The sequence below is a fragment of the Komagataeibacter medellinensis NBRC 3288 genome (assembly GCF_000182745.2).
Lineage (GTDB): Bacteria > Pseudomonadota > Alphaproteobacteria > Acetobacterales > Acetobacteraceae > Komagataeibacter > Komagataeibacter medellinensis.
In genome coordinates, this window is the sequence record NC_016027.1 from 211,226 (window position 1) to 229,002 (window position 17,777).

Sequence of the window (17,777 nt, forward strand, 5' to 3'; positions counted from 1 at the left end):
TCATCACCTGCGCAACATGATATCCGTTTCCAGATCTTCCGTCTCCTGAGCGGGAGACCAGATTGCACGGTGGGGGAAAACAAATCCTTCATGAACAGATTCAACTTTCCAGCTCCCTATAGTCGTTTCAGGTGTTCCGTACATTCGGTCCCGGTGGGTTACACTATGAGCTTTGTGAACAAACATTTTTGACCATATGGTTAGTTTCTTATCATCCTCGTAACGGATTAGCAATAAAAATATTCCAGGAATAAACCAACCGTTTTTTTGCCGATTTTGTGGTAATAACATGCTGATATATAATTATTATTAGTAGACAATGCTGGTTTTATGTCCACTGGCGGATTCAAAAAAAATAATCTACATGCTGCGTGTTAACTGACCATCCGGTCATGCCGACTGCCAATTCAGTATAAAAAACGGCATGACGGATCGCTATCCCTCGAACCCTGCCGCACCATAGTATGCGACCGAAGTGCTGTCTGTAGCGGCTCTGCCAACTATTTAGGAACCTTGGTACAGTTTGCTGTAGCCATGATGAGAATGACGGGGAGCAAGGAAGCGGCTACCTTTACCATATCGGGTTGAGACAGTCCGCCATTCCTCGAACCATGCCCACAGGTTTTCGACCAGATGTCTACAAGCCCTTTTGGGACAGGCGACTTCTGGGTCATTCTTCCCTAACGGAATGACAGGACGAAGTTCCCGGTTCCAGAAATATTCACAGAGTTTGTGCGAAGCATACCCACGATCATAGACGACATAGGTCGATGGCTGCGGCAGATCGTCGAGCAGGGCATAAGCGCGGATGGCAGTTCAAGTGTAACCGGCCGTTTGAGGCCGCCTTATGATTGAGGATTGTGACTGGTAACTTACCGTCGTTAACGACGTCGTTAACGACGTCGTTATTGACGTCATTTGAGAGGTAAGAATGACCCAGGAAATCCTGATTGGCGTTGAACGCCGCCGCCGCTGGTCGGATGAACGGAAGCTGGCGATACTGGCTGAAGTTGGTGTGGATGGAGCAAGTGTATCGGATGTGGCACGTCGACATGACCTGACCCGCCAACATCTTTACCAATGGCGGACGTCATTCCGTCAAAGACTATCTTCCCCAGATCAGTCTGTGGCGTTTGTTCCTGTTGCTTCAGTGACGACACCTGCTGTGGCATCTGGCGGTGATCCTGACGAACTGGCCATAGTGCTGCGCAATGGCCGTAGTATCAGGGTGACGGGACATCCTGCCGAAGATCTTCTGGCCCGGGTCATCCGGATTGCGGAGACGGCATGATTGGCGTGGGCAACGGCGTGCGTGTCTATCTGGCCTGCGGGGTGACCGATATGCGCAAGGGCATATCGGGTCTGGCAGCACTGGCACAGGACGTGCTGCGTCAGAACCCGACATCAGGGGCGCTCTTTGCCTTTCGTGGTCGCCGTGGGGACAGGATCAAGCTTCTGATGTGGGACGGTCAGGGGTTCTGTCTTTATTACAAGGTGCTTGAGAAGGGACGTTTTCCATGGCCGTCTCCGGCAGAGGGCGTTGCACGCCTGACGACAGCACAGATGGCCATGCTGTGGGAAGGCATGGAGTGGAGACGCCCTTCCTGGTCTGCACCACCGTCTCGCGTGGCCTGATTTTTATGGCGTGAGAGTGCAGAACATTTTGAATTTTCTTAGGTTTTCTGCTATTTTTTCATAATGACGTCTGCACCTGCGGTCCTGCCTGATGATCCGGATACCCTGAGGGAAATGATTGTTTCCCTGCAGACCGAAGTGGCTCGGCTTTCTGCGTCAGCCCGTGCGTATGAAGCTCTTGTCCAGTCTCTCAAAATCCGGATCGCACGTCTTCAGAAACAGAAATTCGGGGCCAGTTCAGAAAAGATAGACCGTGAGATTGAACAACTCGAACTGCTCCTTGAAGATGTAAAAATCGCCATCGCGGCAGCCGATCCTTCTCCTGATATCAGGGAGCATGATGTCAGCGATGATGCACTCTCTCCCCCACGGCAGCGTGGCAAACCAAAGGTTTCTGACACGACACCACGGGAGCGTATTGTTCTCGACCCAGGTGAGGCCTGTCCTGCCTGTGGCGGTCCCCTGCGTCTTGTAGGCGAAGATGTCACCGAAATACTGGACTTTATTGCGGCAAAACTGAAAGTTGTCGAAACGGCACGGCTGAAGAAATCCTGCCGTCACTGCGAAACACTGGTGCAGCCTGAAGCACCGTCGCGCCCTGTCCCACGGGGGATGGCTGGCACCGGGCTTTTAGCCCATATCCTGGTCTCGAAATTCGATGACCACATTCCGCTTTATCGTCAGAATGAGATCTTTGCCCGTCAGGGTGTGGACATTCCCCGTTCAACCCTGATCGACTGGTGTGGTCAGGCCGTTGCCGTTCTGCGTCCTCTGACAGATCTGATCCGTCAGGATGTCGTAAAGGCAGACCTGCTACATGCTGATGATACACCCATCCAGGTTCTTGACCCCCGTCTGCGTCAGGCTGGCAAACCCCGGGGCGTGAAGGAAGGGCGGATCTGGAGCTATCTGCGCGATCCCCGCCCATGGGGAGGGAGTGATCCGCCCGCCGTGGCCTACTGGTTCTCTCCCGATCGCAAGGGGATCAATCCCCAGACCCATCTGGCACAGTTCCGGGGCATTCTGCAGGCTGACGCCTACGCCGGGTTCAGGGATCTGTATAAACCAGACGCAACAGGAACCGTGCACGTGCGCGAAGCGGCCTGCTGGGCTCATCTCCGCCGGGCCTTCCATGATGTCTGGAAGGGCAGTGATTCGACAATCGCAAGGGAAGCACTTGAACAGATCGGAGAGCTCTACGATATCGAGCGCCAGATCACCGGACACCCGGCCCCGTATCGTCTGGCTGTCCGACAGGAACAAAGCCGCCCCCGTGTCACAGCATTCCACGCATGGTGCGAAACACAGCTTGCCCGTATCCCTGGAAAGGGGGAACTGGCAAAAGCGATCCGTTATGCGCTCAACCGGTGGAAGGCCTTTACCCTGTTCCTCGAAGATGGTCGTGTCGCCATCGACAACAATCCTGCCGAACGCGCCATACGGCCCGTATGCGTGGGGCGAAAAAATTATCTCTTTGCCGGATCCGACACCGGGGGCGACAACATCGCTGATGCCATGACGCTTATCGAAAGCGCAAAACTCTCCCGGCTTAATCCGCACGATTACCTCGCCGACGTCCTGGCCCGTATCAACGAGCACAAGATCAACCGGCTCCACGAACTGTTGCCATGGAACTGGAAACCCGTGAATACACTGCACAGACAGGCCGCATAATCAAGGCGGCCCAGAGCGGCCGGTTACGTTCAAGTGCCTGACCGGGCAATAGCGTGAAGGACAGCGCCCTTGCCCATCTACAGCTACGCATCCCCTGGTGTCACAACCTCCTTGTAAGAGGCCGTCCGCCTCACGATCCCTGTGGCGTCCCACCGTATCATCTTTTTTGACAACTCCGACCGCTTTGTGATGGACACGGATAGTCATGCCATCAGGAAAGACCCTGTCCTATGTTGGATCTGCGCTTCTGACCTTTTCAGACAGACTACATCATGCCCGTCATAAATAGTTATGCTGCCCGTTGTATCATTCCAAACCTAACAAGTTTCAATAATATTATATTTTATTAATGTACCTTCATTCATAATCCCCACAAAAATATCAGAACGATAATCATTTTCATAATATAAATTTTCTTCCGTAAATGACATGTTCAGGTTCACGTCAGGTTTCCCTGTTATCGGTAAGACGTCATCATCGTGATGACAGGAATTCTACGTTTGACAGGAAACAGACCCATATTATGCGAAGGATATTGCACGGCAGCCTGTATATAGCCTGTATTTTCTTCCTGATGGTATCGCCCACCTGGGCAGACAGCGGGACGGAAGGCGTATGCATGACAGTCCAGCATGGCATCCGCCTGCATGTAGACGGCATGTATGGCGGATATCCCCACTCCGTACTGCGCGATGCCGTGCTGCAGGGCGTGGCCTGCCCGTCTGATGAGGCTGAACTCCATGCATTCAACCTTATCGCCGAGCCAGCACCTCATCTGCGTATATCCGTTACGAGACCCTTGGGACAGGGGCAGCAGGGCTCGATTTCCGCCCGGCTTTTCGCAAAGGGGCGCTTTGTCATAGGGGAGCGTATGTCCCTCTCCCCTCTGGCGCGTTCCCAGTCTCCCTTCTCGGTTTCGTCCGACATCAATCTCATGATGGCGCGACTGTGGAGCGATCTCGCCTCACGGATCAGCCATGATGGTCCTGTCATTCCATAAGGTCCTAAAGTATGAAGCGCGTCATGCGCCCCATCCTGTCGGTCGTGATGACCGGTGTCCTGGCATGGGGGGCTTTGGCCCGGGCTCAGGTGCCCCGGTCCGGCCCATCCTTCCATGAAGCGGTCGGCATGGCATGGGCCATTGATCCGGTCCGTACCGAACTGCAGGTCGGTCATCATTCCGCCCGTGCCCGCGCCAGTGCGGCGGGGTCATGGTTTGCCGGAGGCCCGACCCTGTCGGGTGAATATATGGATGACCACATGCTGGGTAGTAACGAAGGCTATACAACATATCAGGGCGGGGTGTCCGTGCCGCTGTGGCTGCCGGGACAGGGTAGCGCCACACAACAGGTTGCAAGCGCGGAAGCCGCATCGCTTGATGAACAGCTCAATGTCGAACACATGGCGCTGTCCATCCGGGTGCTTGATGCAGGTGCTGCCGCCCTGATTGCCCTTACACGGGTGGACGTGGCCCGTGCCCTGTACGATGCGACAGCACGCATGGCCACCAGCACCACACGGGCAGTGCATGGTGGTGAACTGGCCTCTGTCGATGGACAGATGGCGCAGGCAGCAGTGGAGAACGCCCGCAATGAACTGGCCCTGGCACAGGAGGAAGCCCGGAACGCAACGGCTGCACTGGAGGTGCTCCTTGGCCGCCCGGTTGTGCCGGATCTTGCGCGTTACGGGGCGGGTGACATTACCCACGCCCGCTTTATCACGCCCCATGACATGGAGGACAATGACCCCCGCATCAGGGTGGCGCACCGCAATGTTGAAGCTGCCGAGGCCAACATGAAGCTGGCGCGCCGTTCCTTTATGCCCAACCCGGAAATTGGCGTGGATGCAATCCATGAAAAGCAGTATGGCAGTCCGTGGGATGATCGGGTGGGACTGAATTTCAGTATCCCTCTACCCAGTGAAGTCCGTAATACCCCCATCATGTCCGAAGCACGCAACCGGCTGGCCAGCGCGACTAGTCAGGAAACGCAGGCGCGCCGTATGGTGCATCTGGAAATGATGCGGGTACGCGAACGTCTGATCGCAGCCACCACGACGCGACAGGCCACGCGCACCGCAACCGAAAACATGGAGAAGAGGGCCGAGGCGCAGGAACGGGCCTGGCGGCTGGGTGAAGCCAGTCTGGATACGGCGCTTGCCGCCCGGCAGACGGCGGCCAATACTCGGCTGGCCAGTGTCCGGGCAGAGGTGGAATGGCATGTCGCCAGCATTCGCATGCTGATCGCAACCGGGATCGTACCATGAAGCGGCTTACCTCTGCCTTGTTCATACTGGGCCTGTCCTGCCCGCCAGCCCACGCTACAGATGGGGCGTTGCCTCCTGTCGTGAAACTGGATGGGGCGGCCGTGACGAACGAGGGTATTACCATCGCTACAGCAGCACCCGGCACGGTTGCGCCCGCCCTGCCGGTCATGAGTCGGGTCATGCCCGATACGACGCGGGTCGTGCATATCCACCCTGCTGGCAGCGGCAAGGTGCTGGCGGTTCTGGTACAGCCTGGCACGCATGTCGTGCGCGGGCAGGCGCTGCTACGGTATCAGGACCATTCCCTGCATGTCGCGCGCCTGCAGGCGGTCCAGATGCGTGCCGCGCTCACTGCTGCTATCGCAGCCCGGAGCGATGCGGCGGCCGCCGTGCAACGGGCAAAGGCACTGGCGGGTGAAAGCCTGTCAATGGCCGAACTGCGCCGCAGGCAGGATGCATTGGCGCAGGCGGATGCCACCATGCGCGCGCGCCAGGCGGATGTGGGCACGCTGGGCCACCGCTTTGCGGAAGAGTTTAATTCATCATCGGAACAGGGCGGCCAAGGCACGGAAGATGAAACCTCCACCCTGATTTCCCCTGTCGATGGCATGGTGCAGGCGATCAATACGTCGGTGGCGGGTGACGTGAACCCGACCATGGACGTGGCGACCGTGGCGGATCTGTCCCGCATATGGCTTGTCTCCGATATTCCGCCCGATCAGGCCGCACGGATTGCGCCAGGCGGACAGCAGGTGACGCAGGCGGCAGGTGGCCCGTTCACGTCGCGTATCGACACGGTGGACGGCATGGCCAGCCCGCAGACCGGACTGGTCCAAGTCATCAGCACCGTGGCCAACCCCACCGGCGCACTGGTGCCCGGCATGGTGCTGGATGCGACACTGGCGCAGCGCGACGGCGTTGCGGGCATTGTCGTGCCGTCCGAAGCCATCCAGCAGATTGACGGGCATAGCGTCGTGTTCGTGCGGGTGAGCGAAACCGATTACCGACCCGTCGTGGTGGATGTGGCGCTGGATGACGGGACACGGGCGGTTCTCCGTTCCGGCCTGAAGGGGGGCGAGCCGGTTGTAGGACACGGCAGCTTCGCCCTACGTTCGGTCATCGGCCTTGCCGGGATGGATGCGGACTGATGGCGCGCAGATATCTTGAAACCCTGTTGCGTGCGCGCATGCTGGTTCTGGGGGGGCTTTTCCTGCTGCTGGCGGCAGGCATCATGGCGGTTCTGGGTCTACCGGTGGAGGCAGTGCCCGATATCTCGCCCAAACAGGTACTTGTCTCGGTCGTCGCCCCCGGCCTTGCGACGGAAGAGGTGGAGAAACTCATCACCTTTCCCGTCGAGGCCAGCATGACCGGCATTCCCGGCATGACCGACCTGCGCTCCGTCTCCCGTGGCGGGGTGTCGGTGGTGTATGTACAGTTTGCCGACAATACCGACATCAACCTTGACCGCACCCGCGTGAACGAGCGCATGCAGCAGGCGCGTTCGAACATATCCGTGCCCGGAATCACCATTAGCATGGGGCCGCTGGCCACCGGCATGGGTGAGATCATGCAGTTCCAGATCCGCGGCGCTGGGCGTTCGCTCATGGAACTCAACCGCATCATGAACTGGACCGTGGTGCCGCAGATGCGCCTTGTGCCCGGCGTGGTGGATGTCAACGTCAATGGCGGGGCGGAGGAAACCTATGAAGTCACGCTCGATCCGGCACGGCTGATCGGGGTCAATCTTTCCGTCGGTGAGGTCTATCGCGCGGTGGATGAGAATAATGCCGCGTCCGGTGGTGGCTGGATCACGCATCATGCCGAACAGCAGAGCGTGGTCGGGCGCGGACTGCTGGGCAGTCTTGCGGACTTTGGCAACATCGCCGTGCGGACCAATACGGACGGCTCGGTCTTACGCCTGCGCGACCTCGGGCGCATCACCACGGGTGCGCGTACCCGACTGGGGGCGGTCACGCGCGATGGACAGGGCGAAATCGTGATCGGCGTGGTGATGATGGAAAGCGGGGCCAGTTCCAACGCCACCCTTGCCGCGATCAACCACGCCCTGCCGGGTATCAGGCAGGCGCTGCCCGCAGGGGTTACGCTGGAACCCTACTACACCCGCGCCACCCTGACCGGGCAGACCATCGCTACCGTGCGCGACAACCTGGTGATGGGCGCGGTTCTTGTGGTAGGCGTGTTGGTGGTGGTGATCGGATATTGGCAGGCAGCTCTTGTCATTGCCTCGGTCATTCCGGTGGCCCTTGTCTGCGCCATGGCGGGCATGCGGCAGTTCGGGATTTCAGCCAACCTGCTCAGCCTTGGCGCGATCGATTTCGGCATGATCGTCGATGGGTCGCTGGTGGTGATCGAACATATCCTGTCACGACGCGAGGAGGAACCGGAGTTGGAATTCACGCCTCTCGTGGTATCATCCGTGCAGCAGGTCATGCGTCCGGTGGGGTTCGCTATCCTGGTCATCATAATGGTTTACCTGCCTATCCTGACCCTGCAGGGGATAGAAGGGCATATGTTCCGCCCCATGGCGCAGACGGTTATCATGGCGCTGCTGGCCTCGCTTGCATACTGTTTCATCTGTATTCCGGTGCTGGCCAGCCTGGCGCTGGGGCAGGTGCGGCCTACGGGTGATACGCGGCTGATCGCATGGCTGCGCCGTCCCTATACGCACATGGTGACATGGGGCGAGGCGCATCCGCGCACTCTGTTTGGCGGTACGATCGCGGTGTTGGTCATATCGGCTGTCCTTGCCACACGGCTGGGCGGCGAGTTCATTCCCCAGCTTGATGAAGGGGCTCTTGCGGTCACCACCACGCGACTGCCCTCGGCCTCACTCGACACGGTTCTGGCGTCAGTTACGAAGCAGGAGCAGATTTTACGCAGCTTTCCCGAGGTCAGGACGGTGGTCAGCAATACCGGCACATCCGCCATCCCGACCGACCCGATGGGCATGAACGAGACCGACAGCTTCATCTTCCTCAACCCGTCCTCCACATGGAAAACCGCCCGCACCCAGGCCGGGCTTGTCGCGGCGATGGACGATACCCTGCGGCGCGAACTGCCCGATGCGCTCTATTCATGGAGCCAGCCGGTGCAGATGCGCATGGACGACCTGCTCTCTGGCGTGCGTACCCAGATTGCCGTCTCGATCTTCGGTGATGACCTGACTACGCTGGCCGAACTGGGTGACCGGGTGGTGGCCGCCATGTCGGGTGTAAAAGGCGCGGCGGACGTGGCGGCGGCGGGCGATGGCACCGTGCCACTGATCGTGGCCGATATTGATCGCACGCAGGCCGCCAGCCGCAACGTGGCGGTACAGGATATTCTGGATATGGTAGAGGCGGTGGGCGGACATATCGGCACGAAACCGGTGATCGTGGATAACGCCATCATCAGCACGCAGGTGCGCCTGGACCCGAAGCGCGTGACCTCGGCTGCGGCCATCGGTGCGCTGCTGGTGCGACGTGCGGACGGGCAAGGCAGTGTCATGCTCTCACAGGTGGCGCATGTGCATGAAGTCGATGGCCCGCCGCGCATCAGCCGCGATGGCGTGCGTCGGCGCATGGTGGTGCAGGCCAATGTGCGCGGGCGCGATCTTGCATCCTACGTGGCCGAGGCACAGGCCCGTGTGATGCGGGACGTGAAACTGCCCGCAGGCTATACCATGCAGTGGGATGGCCAGTTTCGTAACCTGCAATCAGCCGTGCTGCGGCTGGAGATCGTCCTGCCCATTGCCCTTGGCCTGATCTTTGCCCTGCTGGTGGTGGCGTTTGGTGCGGTCCGTCCTGCTCTTCTGGTATTCATCAATCTGCCGGTGGCGGCGACCGGTGGCATCGTGGCGCTGACATTACGCGGCCTGCCATTCAGCATTTCGGCAGGGATCGGCTTTATTGCACTGTTTGGCGTGGCTATCCTCAACGGTGTAGTACTGGTCAGTGAAATCGCAACCCTGCGCGTGGGCGGTATGGCGGTGGCGCAGGCGGCCTTTGCTGCTGCTGAGTCCCGCTTCCGCCCGGTCATGGCCACGGCCCTTGTCGCCAGCCTTGGCTTTTTCCCCATGGCGTTTTCCGAAAGTGCGGGGGCAGAAGTCGAGCGCCCGCTGGCCAGTGTGGTAATTGGCGGGCTGGTTACGTCCACACTGCTTACACTCCTGGTGCTGCCATCGCTTTATGCCCGGGTCATGCGAGAGAAGGTTCGGAACTGATGCGTATCCTTATTGTGGAAGATGAACGTGACCTTGGGGCGGCAGTGCAGGAGCGCGTACGGCTGGATGGGCACGCAGTGGACTGGTTCATGACGCTGGAGGACGCGCGCGCGGCCATAGCGACCGTGGATTATGATTTCATGTTGCTCGATCTTGGGCTGCCGGATGGCAACGGGCGCAGCCTGCTACGTGAAATCCGCAGCACGTCGTCCGATATTGCCATCCTCATCACCACGGCGGAAGATCAGATCAGTGATCGCATTACCGGTCTGTCCGAAGGGGCGGATGATTATATTGTCAAGCCTTACGACCTGAACGAACTCGTGGCCCGTATCGCTGCCGTGGCGCGGCGTTATGCGACACCGCGCAGGCAGGTCCATTACCGTATTGGCGAGATTACGATTGACCGGGAAAATCGCTCGGTATCGCGCAATGGGCGGGTGCTGGACCTGACCGCACGGGAATGGGCCATTATGGAACTGCTTTCACGCAGCCCGGGTCGGATCCATTCACGCCAGCAGATCGAAACGGCCCTGTATGCGCTGGAGCACGACGTGGATAGCAACACTGTCGAGGTTTTCATAAGCCGACTGCGGCGCAAGGTAGGCAATGCCGTCATCCGCACCATACGCGGCCGGGGTTACTGTCTGGATGAAAAGAACGGTTCATGAAAAGCTGGAGCCTGTCCACACGGATTGTCAGCGGCGTGCTGCTTGTCGTGATACTGGGATTGCTGCTGCTGAGTACGGCCGTGGGCGGGTTTACCCGTTATGAAGTAACGGAACGGCTGGACAATTCCCTGCAGGAAGTTTCCGAACGCCTACAGGCGGTTGTGACGGCCCGGCTGCACGATCAGGCTGCCGGATCGGTGGCCCTGTTGCCCGAAGTCGGTCCCCGCACGCTGGCCTATCAGGTGATGGACGGATCCGGCCATGTCGTACTGCGCTCACAGAATGCACCACAGGACCCATTTGTCAGGGATCGGCAGACCGGCTTTGCCAATGTGCCGCATTTCCGCGTTTACATGGCGGCACCGATCACAGGGAAATATCGTGTGATCGTGGGCGAGCCAACATTTCACCGGCGCGAGACTGTGCGGCGGGCAATGCTGATTTCCATTGTGCCCATGCTGGTTTTCCTGCCGGTAATCTGGTGGCTGGTGCGCCTGATCGTACGCCGCGCCCTGCGCCCGCTGGATCGCTTGCATGATGAGATGCGCGCACGCGACAGTGGCAACCTGCAACCCATTCCGCCACTTGACCTGCCTGTCGAACTGATTTCCATACAGAGTGCGGTCAATACGTTGCTGGCCCGACTGGAAACGGCGCTTTCCACCGAGCGGGCGTTTGCCGCCAGCGCCGCGCATGAGTTGCGTAACCCGCTTGGTGCCCTCCTGGCGCAGGTGCAGATGCTGGGCCGCATGGTGCCGGAAAGCTCGGACGCGGGCAGGCGGGTGGACGTCATTGCCGGACGTACCCGCCAGTTGGGCCGGACAGTGGAAAAACTGTTGCAGTTTTCACGTGCTTCCTCTGGCGTAGCTTTCCGGCGTGACCGCTTTGACCTGCTGGCGGTGGTGCATGTGCTGGTGGACGATCTGGGGCATAACCCGCGCGATGGCCGGAGCCTGGTCCTGACAACAAACGGCATTGGCCATGTGTTCGTGCATGGGGACATGGACGCGACGGGCATCCTGATGCGTAACCTGCTTGAAAATGCGCTGCTGCATGGTAACTCCGGCATACCCGTTCAGGTTGTGGTCCGCCCTGACGGCAGCATTGATATAGCCAATGACTGTACGGCCCTCACGCCCGATACCCTGTCACGGCTGACCAGCCCGTTCGTACGGGGCAGTACTGCCGCCCATGGCAGTGGGCTTGGCTTGGCCATTGCCAGCAACATAGCCAGCCAAATGGATGCCGGCATGCAGTTACGCTCCCCCCTTGTTGGTTCGACAAGGGGACTGGGTGTCTCCCTGTATTTTCCAAACCCGGAGATCGTGACCATCCCTGATGATACGTGAGCGGCTGCGTTCAGGTTTGCGTCATGTTTGAAATATAGGATCATCAGGATGAGCCATCGACCCTCTTTTCAGGCATTGCGGTATGATAAGCCAACCATCCTGTTTCACTGGGTCTGCGCCTTCATTATTATACTGCAGTTCGCAAGCGCCAACGTATGGGGACTGTTCCGTAACCCGCTGCATCACCAGTTGGTGGTTACCCATTTGACAGCAGGGATGATGCTGAGTGTCCTGTTTCCCATTCGTCTGATGTGGCGGATAGGATGGGGGCGTCATATCCAGGCGGCGGACCGCTGGCTGGACTGCGTGATGGCGCGCAGCGTGGAATATAGCCTGTACGGGCTGGTTACGCTGGAAATTGCCCTTGGGTACCTGTGGCGGTGGGGGAACGGGCAGCCCATGAGCTTCTTCGCCCTGCAACTGATGCCACCGTTCGAAAAATTTTCAGCTTCAACGATCAGCCTGCTGCACCAGCTGCATCAGTGGAATGGCTGGCTGATCATCTTTCTGGCTACCGGTCACGCGCTGGCGGCATGTTTTCATTACTTCATTTTGAGGGACAGCATCTTTCAGAGAATGCTGATGACAGGAAACGCATCTGATGAATATGGCAAATAACACTTCGGTCCGGCCCAAGGAAATCCATGCGACATCGCGACTGGGCTGGCTGCGAGCGGCTGTTCTGGGAGCAAATGATGGTATCCTGTCAACATCCAGCCTGATCATTGGCGTTGCCAGTGCCAATGCGACACAGGCAAGCATCCTGCTGGCTGGGATCTCCAGTCTGGTTGCAGGGGCCATGTCCATGGCGGCCGGGGAATATGTGTCCGTCAGTTCGCAGGCGGATTCAGAAAAGGCTGACCTTGCGCGTGAAAAAAAGGAACTTGGCTGTAGTTGGGATGCTGAGGTGAGCGAACTGGCTGGAATCTATCGTCAGCGTGGATTGGACGACATTCTGGCGCGTAAGGTTGCCCTCCAGCTTATGAAACATGATGCGCTGGGAGCCCATGCCCGGGACGAACTCGGCATTTCCGAAGCAACGGCAGCGCGCCCGGTACAGGCCGCTTTCGCATCGGCTGGTGCGTTTTCATCCGGTGCCATACTACCTGTGCTGGCAGCCCTGCTGTCGCCTGCCGGGGTGGTGTCGTGGGCAGTTTCCGCCGTATCCCTGACAGGCTTGGCGGTTCTGGGGTTTGTAGGTGCTCGCGCAGGGGGGGCCTCTCCATGGCGTCCGGCGATACGGGTCATTTTTTGGGGCATTATGGCCATGGTAGTGACGGCTGCAATTGGTCGGATATTTGGGGTGCGGGCATAGATATTATAAAAATTATGTATTCAATGAATATGTATGTTATAATAAAGGCTATTACATGTACCTAATCTGTGAAGTGACGTAGCCGTCCTGTTTTAATTCTGTCTTGTGAGGGAGGATCGGAGAGGGCAGGAGCGATTGCATTGCAGACGGATTGTACGGCTGAAGCGCTTCGGCGGCTGGCCTCTCGTGCATGGGATGCGAATGTTGCACGGCGCCTTTTGTCTCTGGCTTTGGTGCGGGACGGTGCCAGCCGAGGGGACGCGACACGGATCGGTGGCATGAACCGGCAGACCCTGCGGGACTGGGGCACCGGTTCAATGCTGCGGGATCAATGGTGAAACGGCTCTGTCTGTCGCCTGATGGCAGACCCGCAGGCGGAAATGGCTGGACCCGACCGTAACCGGGACGGCGTGGTGCCGCGTTGATCTGAAGTGGGTGATTGAGGAGCGCTTGGACGTCTCGTATCACAAGCGCCACGTTTCCACCCTGCTGAAGAGACCGGGCTTCAGTCATGTCAGCGCAGGGCCCCCCATCCGGGACAGGACCCGTCCGTTATGGATGCTTTCAAAAAAAACTTCCTGACAATCCTGAAGTCCTGCACCGGCCATCTGCCGCGCGGCAAACGGATCGAAATCTGGTTTCAGGACGAAGCGCGGAGCGGGCAAAAGAACGGCGTCGTCCGGCAAGGGGCCAAACGGGGAGCCCGCCAGCACTATGCCCAACGTCTGGCTTTTCGGGGCAATCTGGAGGGATCGAAGAACCGTTGATTGGCGCGCGTGGTTCCTGATTTCAGGCTTTTGTCGTGCTGATTGACGGTTCTTGGGGTGACTTTTGATCTGCGTCTTGAGCAGATCGGACGCTGTCGCCAATGGGATAGCTACGCGGCCGCGTTCAACCTCTCGAGGAAGAGGAAGCGGCGCATGTTGTAGACGATATTGGCCAAGCCAATCCTCATGGTGGCCCGGGTAATGCCCACGGTCCGGACGAACAATCCCGTCTGCGATTTCTGATCGGCAAAGACATGCTCGACGCGGGATCGGATGACGGACTTCCCTGCGTTAGAGCGCTGGATATGGCGAGGCATGGGCTTGAGATGCGGCTTTTTCCTGTGAACCTTCGAGACGAAACCCTCTTTGTCCATGAAGTCCTCATTGGCTTTCGAGCGATACGCGGTGTCGGCCCAAACGCTTGAGGCCGTATTGGTTTTATCGAGCAAGCCCTCGCGCAGCCTGGCACCATCACTGGCGGCGGCATCCGTCGCTTTCCATTTCCGGATCAGTCGAAACTTTCGATCGATGGAAATATGCGATTTGTAGCCAAAGAACGGGATGGCGAGGTCCGTGGACGGGAGCGTCCCGTCCTCCTGCCGCTTTGCCTTCGTGAACTTCAGTGTCCATCGCGCATGGCGATCCTTGTGGGACAACTTGGCAGGCTTGTCCTGCCAGTCCTGCGGAATGCGGCCTTCCCGAAGATCAACTTTCTCCGCGTTGGTATTGCGCTGCTTTGGCGCCGCCACCAGCGTGGCATCCAGGATCTGGCCGGACATCGGCAGATACCCGGCGTTTCGCAGGGTGGCGTCAAAGCGCTCGAACAGCTTCTGGATGGCGCCAGCCTCGGTCAGCCGTTCACGGAACAGCCAGACCGTTTTGGCGTCAGGCACCCGGTCCGATAACGCCAGGCCGAGGAAGCGCATGAAGGACAGCCGGTCGTTGATCAGATACTCCGTTCGCTCGTCGGAGAGATTGTTCAGCGTCTGGATCACCAGGATCTTGAACATCAGCACCGGATCAAACGGGGGACGGCCACCTTTACTTCCGTCCGCATAGGCCAGAGCCCTGTCCAGATCAGGACGGAACACCTCAAAATCCACAGTCCGAGAAAACGCTTCGAGCTGATCGCCAAGGCCACTCAAACGGGCTAGTCGCTCGTCCACATCAAAGAAGCCCGGCTGCTTCATGAGCCATTCCCTCAATCATCACAGAAGAGAGGGAATCACACACAGAGGGCCAGAACCAGGGGTTTTTCGAACCCTCCATCTGCAAACGTGAGCAGATGCTGGGCAATAGCGCATCGTCAGACCCGATAGGCAGTGCACGACCGGCAGCTGCATTCTCATGTCCTGAAAGATGGCTGGCCAGACGAAACACTCGGTCGCTGCCCTTACTGTCTGGCAACCATGCCAGGGCCATGCACCATGGTCCCATCTCGCAGGCCTGCGAAAAAGCAAAGCGGACGATGTCCTCCACTGACTGGCCACTATTGGCCTGGGCGGCAACCGCTTCCATCAAGGTCTGCTGACGGTTACGCGCATACAACTGGCTCAACCCGTCCTCCGCGATGCGTTCAGCTTCCATGCGCACTTCGCGTTCGCGCTCATAACGGCGACGGATGCGGCGGTACAGGGCTTCATAATCCGTTACTTCTGCCTCCGATCCAGAGTTGATGGTCATAACCACTTCACCCGCAACATGTTTTTTTTGTCAGATCCGGGTGGGAAACGCTCGACTTCAACTTTATCGCCAAACACATCGGCCGCACCGAGCACAAAGCCCTGCGCCAGGTCGATCAGGTGGCGTTCGGAACTATAAGTCATGTCTAGCGTGCCATCGTCGTTTTCCTTCATGTGGAAATACGGACACATCGCGCCGGGATAGAGCTTTCGCACTTCGGGATGGATGATGCTGTTCACGCTCAGGATAAAGCTGCGCGAATTGGGATGCGTATTAAACAGTTCCGGATAGCGTTTCTTGAGGATGGGCATGGCATCTCGCCCGAAGCTGTGCAGTAATTCGGCTGGCGTAATACCCAAGTGCTTTGAAGCTGTTACTATCAGCGCCTGCATTTCCGCATCGGGGTAGCTGCCCAGTGAAGTATAGACGCCGCTGACATTGGCGGCCTCCAGCAGGGTATCCCATGCTTCCACGCCGTGGTTATTTTCCACGACTTCTTCCAGAATATTAAAAACAATACCCTTCATTATTTTGCAACCTCTTGTATTATATTCACTCTAAAGTTTCATCACGATTATATAATAACGATGCGTTCTGATTTCACCTTATGGCTTATATGCATTTTGTGCATATCTAATCGATTTTTTGAAATCCAGAAAATCATACGCTGAGCATAAGACTTATAATTATACTAATAATTCGTGGGTTTCTATAAAATTTTGAACCTTTGCATTACTTATTAGTATAAATAAACCTGTTATTTATTCATATATGCAATATGTGTTATATATTTGTAATAACATAATTTTAGCATATTCTTCCTCATTTTCAGGAAAATAAATTAAATAGTCCTACGGCGTGTCGTCAGTTAACCGCTGGTCCTGACGGCTGTGGGTTGTACTTTCTGTCTCTCTGTGCTGATTGTTTCCCCTTCTTTTTGGGAGGCAGACAGATGCGGCGCTACGGTTTACGCGATGATCAGTGGGAGCGGATAAAGGATATTCTTCCCGGTCGTGAAGGTCACGTCGACGGCACGCCTGCGGACAACCGTCTGTTTGTGGAAGCCGTGTTGTATCGTTACCGTGCAGGCATCCCCTGGCGTGACCTTCCTGCCCGTTTCGGGGACTGGAAAAACATACATCGCCGTCTGCACCGCTGGTGTGAAAGCGGTGGCATCGAAAGGATCTTTTGTCATCTGCCCGCAGATCACGACAACGAATACATGATGATTAACAGCATCATTGTCCGGGCGTATGAGCACAGCGTGGGTGTTCTCAAAAAGAGGGGGCTCACGGATCAGGCCATCGGATGCCTATAAGGCGGATTGATTACAAAGGATCCATGTCATTTGCGATACTCTGGGCAATCCGGCGAACTCGATATCACACCGGGGTAGGATGCCGATATCACCCAGACAGAGCTATGCGTGGACGGTCCTGACGATGCAAATGGTATGACTTTGATGTCGGGTGAACCATGTGTCCGGCCTGTTTGCGTAGCCCAAGGGCTGCTGGCTCTGATGAAGTCTGGGGATTGGATACCTGATCACCTCTGCGTGCTTTTGCAGCACTTGGTCCCGTCGGGTTTGTCCTCTCCCCGGCCTGACCGGTTTGCCATCATATTTCACCATTCCGCACTTTCACCTTCGTCGTTCCTGTCGGTCGATGAGGGCAAATCTCTGTATTCTATCAGGCACTCCGGGCGGCTGTATTCATTGTCTGTCGTGAGAACCGCCCAGACAATCCGGGCTGTCTTGTTGGCCAAGGCGACGGATACGACACGCGCTGCTTTCTTCTCAAGCAGCTTTGTAGCCCATTGCTGACCAGCACTTTCCTTGCGTGCCAGCCGGATCACGGCCATTGCTTCCAGGACGAGATAGCTGTCCCCATCCTTGCTGATGCCAACTTGTCGTTCCTTGCTGTCACTGCTGTGACTTTTGGGCGTCAGACCGAGCCAGGCAGCACATTGACGTCCTGACCGGAAAGTCGAAGCATCTGGGACAGCGGCGACAATCTGCTTCTCAATATCGTCGATCTGCTGCTCAAGAACCCGCATATGCGCAACAATCTCCTGAAACAGTTTCCGCGCGGGTTCGGTCAGTGCCTTCTGTTCTGCATGTAGCAGTGCAATCATCTGGTTCAGGCCCGCGACGCCAGTCGCCGAGATAATACCGAACTCGGCAGGGTATCTCCGCTG

The 17,777-nt window shown here is 57.6% G+C and carries 15 protein-coding genes and 2 pseudogenes; 13 read left to right on the forward strand and 4 right to left on the reverse strand.

The annotated features are described in order from the left end of the window. Positions 1-931 precede the first annotated feature (931 nt). The 12 genes and pseudogenes from tnpA to GLX_RS18835 all read left to right on the forward strand — a co-directional run. Positions 932-1,291, forward strand: a complete 360-nt coding sequence (tnpA, locus tag GLX_RS00920; protein ID WP_007400224.1) for an IS66-like element accessory protein TnpA — start codon at positions 932-934, stop codon at positions 1,289-1,291. Then, the gene (tnpB, locus tag GLX_RS00925) at positions 1,288-1,635 is read left to right on the forward strand and encodes an IS66 family insertion sequence element accessory protein TnpB (protein WP_010510701.1); all 348 of its coding nucleotides are present in this window, start codon (positions 1,288-1,290) and stop codon (positions 1,633-1,635) included. The genes tnpA and tnpB overlap by 4 nt, the downstream gene beginning before the upstream one ends. 63 nt (positions 1,636-1,698) lie before the next feature. Continuing rightward, positions 1,699-3,309 (forward strand): IS66 family transposase, encoded by a 1,611-nt coding sequence (tnpC, locus tag GLX_RS00930; protein WP_007397838.1) that lies wholly within the window; start codon positions 1,699-1,701, stop codon positions 3,307-3,309. Between the two features lie 523 nt (positions 3,310-3,832). Then, positions 3,833-4,309, forward strand: coding sequence for a hypothetical protein (locus tag GLX_RS00935; protein ID WP_407927247.1), 477 nt, complete (start codon positions 3,833-3,835; stop codon positions 4,307-4,309). An 11-nt stretch (positions 4,310-4,320) separates the two neighbouring features. Continuing rightward, on the forward strand, positions 4,321-5,574 hold the full coding sequence (locus tag GLX_RS00940) for a TolC family protein (protein ID WP_014104181.1): 1,254 nt from the start codon (positions 4,321-4,323) through the stop codon (positions 5,572-5,574). Further along, positions 5,571-6,722 carry an efflux RND transporter periplasmic adaptor subunit gene (locus GLX_RS00945; protein ID WP_041247039.1) on the forward strand — a complete coding sequence of 384 codons (1,152 nt, stop codon included), beginning with the start codon at positions 5,571-5,573 and terminating at the stop codon, positions 6,720-6,722. Before GLX_RS00940 ends, GLX_RS00945 begins: the two co-directional genes overlap by 4 nt. Continuing rightward, positions 6,722-9,796, forward strand: a complete 3,075-nt coding sequence (locus GLX_RS00950; protein ID WP_014104183.1) for an efflux RND transporter permease subunit — start codon at positions 6,722-6,724, stop codon at positions 9,794-9,796. The genes GLX_RS00945 and GLX_RS00950 overlap by 1 nt, the downstream gene beginning before the upstream one ends. Beyond that, complete coding sequence (locus GLX_RS00955) at positions 9,796-10,467, forward strand: response regulator transcription factor (protein WP_014104184.1); 672 nt, start codon at positions 9,796-9,798, stop codon at positions 10,465-10,467. The genes GLX_RS00950 and GLX_RS00955 overlap by 1 nt, the downstream gene beginning before the upstream one ends. Next, positions 10,464-11,816 (forward strand): sensor histidine kinase, encoded by a 1,353-nt coding sequence (locus GLX_RS00960; protein ID WP_014104185.1) that lies wholly within the window; start codon positions 10,464-10,466, stop codon positions 11,814-11,816. The genes GLX_RS00955 and GLX_RS00960 overlap by 4 nt, the downstream gene beginning before the upstream one ends. Positions 11,817-11,864: 48 nt before the next feature. Continuing rightward, positions 11,865-12,434 carry a cytochrome b gene (locus tag GLX_RS00965; protein WP_014104186.1) on the forward strand — a complete coding sequence of 190 codons (570 nt, stop codon included), beginning with the start codon at positions 11,865-11,867 and terminating at the stop codon, positions 12,432-12,434. Next, on the forward strand, positions 12,424-13,131 hold the full coding sequence (locus GLX_RS00970; protein ID WP_014104187.1) for a VIT1/CCC1 transporter family protein: 708 nt from the start codon (positions 12,424-12,426) through the stop codon (positions 13,129-13,131). The genes GLX_RS00965 and GLX_RS00970 overlap by 11 nt, the downstream gene beginning before the upstream one ends. Positions 13,132-13,229: 98 nt before the next feature. Continuing rightward, a pseudogene (locus tag GLX_RS18835) lies at positions 13,230-13,875 on the forward strand (winged helix-turn-helix domain-containing protein); the annotation flags it as partial. Positions 13,876-14,008: 133 nt separating this feature from the next. Here GLX_RS18835 and GLX_RS00980 read toward each other — a convergent pair. Genes GLX_RS00980 through GLX_RS00990 form a run of 3 tightly spaced genes read right to left on the reverse strand, consistent with a single transcriptional unit; the run spans position 14,009 to position 16,108 of the window. After that, on the reverse strand, positions 14,009-15,088 hold the full coding sequence (locus GLX_RS00980) for an IS5 family transposase (protein ID WP_014104060.1): 1,080 nt from the start codon (positions 15,086-15,088) through the stop codon (positions 14,009-14,011). Then, entirely contained in the window at positions 15,066-15,587 is a 522-nt protein-coding gene (locus GLX_RS00985; RefSeq protein WP_148268519.1) for a hypothetical protein, read from the reverse strand. Before GLX_RS00985 ends, GLX_RS00980 begins: the two co-directional genes overlap by 23 nt. Next, positions 15,578-16,108: a heme NO-binding domain-containing protein gene (locus GLX_RS00990; protein ID WP_014104190.1), complete on the reverse strand. Its 531-nt coding sequence runs from the start codon at positions 16,106-16,108 to the stop codon at positions 15,578-15,580. The genes GLX_RS00985 and GLX_RS00990 overlap by 10 nt, the downstream gene beginning before the upstream one ends. A 425-nt stretch (positions 16,109-16,533) precedes the next feature. On the opposite strand from GLX_RS00990, the pseudogene GLX_RS00995 reads away from it, so the two are divergent. After that, a pseudogene (locus tag GLX_RS00995) lies at positions 16,534-16,896 on the forward strand (IS5 family transposase); the annotation flags it as partial. A gap of 308 nt (positions 16,897-17,204) precedes the next feature. On the opposite strand, the gene GLX_RS01000 reads toward GLX_RS00995, so the two are convergent. Next, complete coding sequence (locus GLX_RS01000) at positions 17,205-17,714, reverse strand: IS110 family transposase (RefSeq protein ID WP_014104192.1); 510 nt, start codon at positions 17,712-17,714, stop codon at positions 17,205-17,207. Positions 17,715-17,777 lie beyond the last annotated feature (63 nt).